The organism is Rhodococcus sp. NPDC057014, assembly GCF_042673295.1.
Taxonomy (GTDB): domain Bacteria; phylum Actinomycetota; class Actinomycetes; order Mycobacteriales; family Mycobacteriaceae; genus Rhodococcus_F.
Genome location: NZ_JBHUSF010000646.1, coordinates 1 through 1,203, shown reverse-complemented (window position 1 = coordinate 1,203; position 1,203 = coordinate 1). Strand labels below are relative to the sequence as shown.

General features: G+C 70.5%; 2 protein-coding genes. Both read right to left on the bottom strand.

What is annotated here, in order from left to right; translation table 11 throughout:
* Positions 1-851: 3-hydroxyisobutyryl-CoA hydrolase (locus tag ACFTZB_RS45725; protein WP_378442632.1), on the bottom strand; the 851-nt coding region annotated here is incomplete at its 3' end.
* Positions 848-1,203, bottom strand: a 356-nt coding sequence (locus ACFTZB_RS45720; protein WP_378442630.1) for an acyl-CoA dehydrogenase family protein, incomplete at its 5' end; no start/stop codon positions are given. The genes ACFTZB_RS45725 and ACFTZB_RS45720, both read right to left, overlap by 4 nt.

Genomic DNA, 1,203 nt, shown 5'->3' with positions numbered 1-1,203 from the left:
TCCTCGAGGCTGCCCGCGACCCGGGCCCGGCGCAGCGAGGTGAGGGTGACCGCGCACGCGGTCGGCGACTTCGCCAGCACCTGCTCGGCCGCCTTCGCAGCTTCCGGCACCCCACTGCCCTGCAGCCGCGAGACGATCTCGGCGACGCTGTCCGCCGAGTATGCGGCGTCGATCCAGCCCCGCTGGGCCAGCAGGTCCGACTCGGGGGCCGGTTCGGTGAACGCGGCCAACGCCTCCTCCACCGACGAAGTCGACAGCGCGTCGACGAACGCGTCGATTTTCCCGGACGGGATGAAGTGGTCGGCGAACCCGCACGCGATCGCATCCCCGGCACCCAGGCGGGCGGTGGTGAGCGCGATGTGGGTGCCGAGCTCCCCGGGGGCACGGGCGAGCAGGTAGGTGCCGCCGACGTCGGGGACGAACCCGATCCCGGTCTCGGGCATCCCGATCATCGACCGCTCGGTCACGATCCGCACACTGCCGTGCGCCGACACCCCGACCCCGCCGCCCATCACGATGCCGTCCATGATCGCCACATACGGCTTCGGGTAGTTCGCGATCGTCGCGTTGAGGAGGTACTCGTCGCGCCAGAACTCCCGCGACCCTGTGCCGCCGTCCTTGGCGTCGTGGTAGATCGACACGATGTCCCCGCCCGCGCACAACCCGCGGTCCCCGGCGCCGGTGATCAGCACCGCCGCCACCGCGTCGTCGCCGGCCCACTCCGCCAGTGCCGCCGCAATCCGCGTCACCATGGTGTGGTTGAGGGCGTTGATCGCCTTGGGGCGGTTCAGCACGATCCGGCCGAGGCCGTCGCTCGTGTCGATCAGAACCTCGTCCACCGTGTCGCTCATGCTGCTCCCTGCTTTCCCTTACCCGCGCCGCCGACGACGCTGCGGGCGATGACCACTCGCATGATCTCGTTGCTGCCCTCGAGGATCTGATGCACCCGCAGGTCGCGGACGATCTTCTCGATCCCGTACTCGGCAAGATAGCCGTACCCGCCGTGCAGCTGCAGCGCCCGGTTGGCGACCTCGAACCCGGTGTCGGTGGCGAACCGCTTCGCCATCGCACACAACTCCACCACGTCCGGGGCGCCGTCCTCCAGCGCGGCCGCCGCCCGCCACAGCAGGGTCCGGGCGGCCTCGAGGTCGGTGCGCATGTCCGCGAGCTGGAACTGCAACGCCTGCGAGTCGAGCAACGACG